Origin of the sequence: Streptomyces sp. NPDC059455, assembly GCF_042750115.1 — a bacterium.
GTDB lineage: Bacteria > Actinomycetota > Actinomycetes > Streptomycetales > Streptomycetaceae > Streptomyces > Streptomyces endocoffeicus.
The window spans coordinates 13,445-18,141 of sequence record NZ_JBHYVB010000180.1 but is presented as its reverse complement, the minus strand read 5'-3'; the positions used below and the strand labels follow the sequence as shown (position 1 = coordinate 18,141).

At 74.6% G+C, this 4,697-nt stretch carries 2 protein-coding genes; both read left to right on the top strand.

Going from position 1 to position 4,697, the window contains the following annotated elements:
- On the top strand, window positions 1–2,387 hold a 2,387-nt coding region (locus ACFXB5_RS41260; protein ID WP_385218522.1), incomplete at its 5' end, for an SDR family NAD(P)-dependent oxidoreductase.
- Window positions 2,384–4,636 (top strand): SDR family NAD(P)-dependent oxidoreductase, encoded by a 2,253-nt coding sequence (locus tag ACFXB5_RS41255; RefSeq protein WP_385218521.1) that lies wholly within the window; start codon window positions 2,384–2,386, stop codon window positions 4,634–4,636. The genes ACFXB5_RS41260 and ACFXB5_RS41255, both read left to right, overlap by 4 nt.
- The last annotated feature ends 61 nt before the right edge of the window (window positions 4,637–4,697 follow it).

Sequence of the window (4,697 nt, the reverse complement as noted above, 5' to 3'; positions counted from 1 at the left end):
CCCGGCGGGGGGTCGGGGTGGTGGGTGAGCGCGGGCTCGGGGGGGTCGGGGCCCGGGGGGCCCCCCCCGATGGGGTGGGGGCGTACCTCGGCCGGGCGGCCGCGGACGGCCCCGCGCCCGCCCTCACCGCCCTGCACGACGCCGCCTATCTGACCCTCCAGCACCTCTACGACGACCTGGGCGACCCCGGCTCCTCGGCCGTGGCGCTGCTGCTGGGCGCCGCGCCGGGCGGCACTCCGCATCCGTACACCGGGCTCTTCACCGGGCTGTGGAAGACCGCGGCCCTGGAGCGCGACGCCTGCCTCGCCTTCACGCTGTGCACCTCGGCCACCGACCTCACCGAGGCGATGGCCCGCGCCGAGGAGGAGAGCGCGGCCGAGCGGGTCTTCCCCGCGGTGTTCGACCTCGACGGCGTACGCAAGGCGTATCTGCTCTCCGACGAGCCCAACGACCTGGGAGCGGGGACGTCCGCGGTCCTCGGCCCGGACTCCGTCGTGGTGGTCGCCGGGGGTGCCCGGGGCATCACCGCCGAGGTGGTCAAGGCGGTGGCCGAGCACTTCCGGCCCCGGATCTACGTCCTGGGCAGCAACTCCCTCGACGACTACCCGCCGGAGACGTACCAGGGCAGCGACGAGGAGTTCGCCGCCCGCCGCGCCGGTTACATCAAGACGGAGATCGCCCGGCGCGACGGCCGCACCGTGGCCGATATCAACCGCGCCTTCGACCGCATGGTCAACGCCCGCTGGGCGAAGCGGAACCTGGACGAGATGGCCGCCCACAGCGGCACCGGCCGGGTCACCTACCTCGCCTGCGACATGCGCGACGGCGCGGCGGTGGACCGGGCGATCGGCCGGGTGCTGGACGAGCGGGGGCGGATCGACCTGCTGGTCAACGCCGCCGGGCTGCAGCGCTCCGGGCTGATCAAGGACAAGAGCTTCGCCGAGTTCACCGCCATCCGCGATCTGAAGCTGGACTCCTACCTCCACCTCAAGCGCGCCCTGCGCACCGCGCCGCCCCGGCTGTGGTGCAACTTCGGCTCGCTGCTGGGCTACTTCGGGCAGCTGGGGGAGGCCGACTACGCCGCGGCCAACGACTTCCTGGCCGCCGCCGCGACCCACACCCGCGCCACCGATTCGCCGACGGACGAGTTCACCATCGGCTGGACGCTGTGGGAAGGCGTCGGCATGGGCGCCAACGAGCTGACCAAGGCGTACTACGAGCGCGCGGGCTCGTACAGCAACATGGCCATCGCCGAGGGCATCCACCACTTCGTCCAGGAGCTCCACGCCCCCGTGCGGCGCCCCTCCGTCGTCCACCTCGGCGACGCCGAACGCGTCACGGTGGAGCGCTTCTACCCCGGCTATCTGGACCACCCCGGCTCTCCGGGCACCACGGGCGAGGCGGGGCGGCCGGTCACCGGCGAGGCGGAGCGGCCCGGGTTCTTCCTGCGCCGGCTGGTGGCGTCCGACGAGCGGTCCGTGGTCTACGAGTGCCCCTTCGACCTGGACACCGACGGCTATCTCGAGCACCACACGGTGCGCGGCGAGGCCACCCTGCCCGGCACCTTCGTCACCGAACTGGCCGCCGAGGCCGCGCGGGCCCTGGTCCCCGGCAAGCGGGTGATCGCCTTCGAGGATCTGCGCTTCGAGCACTTCCTGCGGGTCTACCGCGACATCCCGGCCGGTCCCAGGCGCATCCGCGCCGAACTGGTGGACAGCCCCGGGGAGGTCACCGTCGTCCAGGTGCGGATCACCGAGGACGTGGTCGCGCCCAGCGGGGTGGTCCTCGTCAAGGACCGGGTGCACTTCCTGGCCCGGGTGCTGCTCGACACCGAGGCGCCCACCGCGCCGCGCTGGGAGGAGTGGCCGGCGGGGGAGGAGACCCCGGTGCCCGACCCGTACCACCAGCCCGGCTCCCCGGTGCGGCTGACCGGCCCCTTCGTCTCCACCACCGACACCCGGATCCACCCCCGGGGCAAGCGCGCCCGCTACGCGCCCGACGTCCCGGCCGGCGATCCGGTGTGGTCCCGCTTCACCGTGCCGAGCATCCTGCTCGACGGGCTGGCCCGGGTGGGGGTGCTGGATCTGGTCGACGGGCATCTGGTGCCGGTGGCCGCGCCGCTGTCGATCCGCCGGATCGATCTGTACGAGGAGATCAGCGACCACGACCTGGCCGCGTCCGGGGAGGGCATCGACCTCTTCGTGACCCCGCCCGGCTTCGATCTGACGGCCGACACCATCAGCAACCGTTTCGTGGCGGTGCGGCCCGACGGCCGGATGCTGCTCCAGATGAAGGACATGCGGGCCACCCTCATCGGCTACGTGGACGCCGAGACCGGCGAGGCCGTCCCCCTGGAGCAGGCACCGGCGGGGGAGGACCGGACATGACCGTGACCCAGGAGGACGCACCGGTCCAGCCGGTGGCCCGGATGGTGTGGCGGCTCACCGAGCTGCCCCGCCCAGCCGGGCCGCACCCCCGGCCGGCCGGGCTGCGGGTGCTGCTGATCGGCGGCGAGGAGGACATCGCCGCCGGTGTGGAGCGCGAGCTGAAGGAGCGCGGCGCGCTGGTGCGCCGGGAGCCGGAAGGCCCCGGCCCGGTGGACGCCATCGTCGACCTCACCGTGGGCCGGGCGTACGACCCGGACCGTCCCGCCTCCGCCGGGGCCTGGCGGCGGGCGCTGACCGAGACCGTGACCGCGCTGCGCGGGGTCTACGACGACTGGGCGGCCGAGACCGCCGCGGACCGGCTGTGCTACCTCGCCGTCAGCTACCTCGGCGGCGGGATGGGCCAGCATCCGCGGGACGGTCTTGAGCAGCCGCTCGGCGGCATCTGGGCGGGGCTCGCCAAGACCCTGCACCGGGAGTTCCCCAATGTGGCCGCCCGCGTCGTCGACATCGACCTGGCCGCCTCCGCCGAACTCCCCGGCATCGTCGCCGCCGAGCTCGGCCGCACCGGTGAGATCGAGGTCGGCTACCGCGACGGCCGCCGGTACACCCTCACCCCCGAGGACCGGCCCGTGGCCGCGCCCGCCCTCACCCTCGGCCCCGAGGACACCGTGCTGATCTCCGGCGGCGGCCGGGGCATCGGCTGGGAGCTGGCCCGGTCGCTGGCCGCCCGGCACGGCGCACGGGTCGTGGTGACCGGCCGGGAGGCCTTTCCCAGCGGGGACGAGCCCTGGTTCGGCGTGGACGAGGCCGGGTGGAAGGCGTACGAGAAGCAGGTCTGGGCGGGCCGTGCCAAGGGCGAGTCGCCCGCCGTGGTCCGCGGCCGGCTGGCCCGCACCCGCCGGCTGTGGGAGCTCGCCACCCATGTGACCTCCGCCCGGCGCGAGGGGCTGCGCGTCGAGTACGCGCGCTGCGACTTCACCGACCGCGCCCAGGTGCGCGAGCTCATCCGGCGCGAGGACGCGCTGGAGGGCGGCCGGCTCGCCGGGGTGGTGCACAACGCCGGGGTGGACACCTCCGCCCGGCTGCCGAAGAAGACCGACGAGGAGATCCTGCGCACCGTCGAGGTCAAGATCGAGGGCTTCCTCAACGTCTTCGAGGAGGTGCGCAGGCGCGACCTGAAGTTCTTCTGCAGCGTCGGCTCCCTCACCGGACGGCTCGGCGGCATGGTCGGCCAGCTGGAATACGCGGCGGCCAACGACGGTCTCGCGCGGCTCGGCCAGTGGGCCGCCCGCCGGGCCGCGTTCCCCGTGATGACCCTCGCCTGGCCCACCTGGGACCGCATCGGGCTGATCGCCAACTTCGCCGCCACGCTGCGCTACATGGCCGCGATCGACGTGGCGGACGGTCTTGAGCGCTGGCGGGCCGAACTGCTGGCGGGATCCGAGGGCGAGGTCACCTTCGTCGGGCCGCTGGGCAAGGCCATCGACCCGGGGCAGGCCATCGGCTATCCGGTGGTGCCCGCGCTGCCCGGCTTCGCCACCGCCTTTCCGAAGATCTTCCACCTCGGCGAGGTGACCTCCTACCAGCCGCACGCCCAGCTGACGGCGCGCGTCGTCCTCGACCCCGAACACACCCCCGCGCTCGGTGACTTCCGCATCGACGGCGCCCCCGCGCTGCCGCCCTCCCTGCTGCTGGAGAACGCGCTGCGGGCCGCCGAATGGATCGTCCCGGAGGACTTCCCGGCGCTGCGGGCCGGTGCGCTGGAGGAGATCGTGGTGCCGCTGGCGCTGCTGCGCCTCGACGGCCCCGCGATCCGGCTGGTCCGCGAGATCCGCGGCTTCCACGAGGGGCACGACTGGATCGTGGAGGTCCGCTACCGCCACGAGGGCGGTGGGGACGGCCCGGAGGCGAGCCTGCGCATCGTCCACGAGACCGGTGCGCCACGGCCGCCCGCCCCGCAGCGCCCCGACGTCCAGCAGACCACCACCCTCCGCTCCGGGCCGCCCTTCCTGCACTGGCGGGGCGCCGTGGTGCCGCTCTCCGCATGGACGGCGGGGCCGGAGGGCCGCCTGGTGGCCGAGGTCCCGCGCTGCCTGCCGGCCGACCTGTGGGCGACGCCGTACGTGCCCGGGACGGCCCTTCCGATCGCCGCGCTGGAGAACGTGGTGGGGGGCGGGGGCGCGGGGGGGGTGTGGAGGGCGCACCACCTCCCCCAACCGCGGCCGGGCCCGCCGCCGCGGGCGAGGTGAGCGCGGTGCTGCCACCGGAGCTGCCCCCGCTGCCCGCGCTCACCCGCGCGGAGGGAAACGT

Bases quoted from the DNA above. Each gene is read 5' to 3' on its own strand.
- ACFXB5_RS41255 (WP_385218521.1), top strand. From the start codon at position 2,384: ATGACCGTGACCCAGGAGGACGCACCGGTCCAGCCGGTGGCCCGGATG.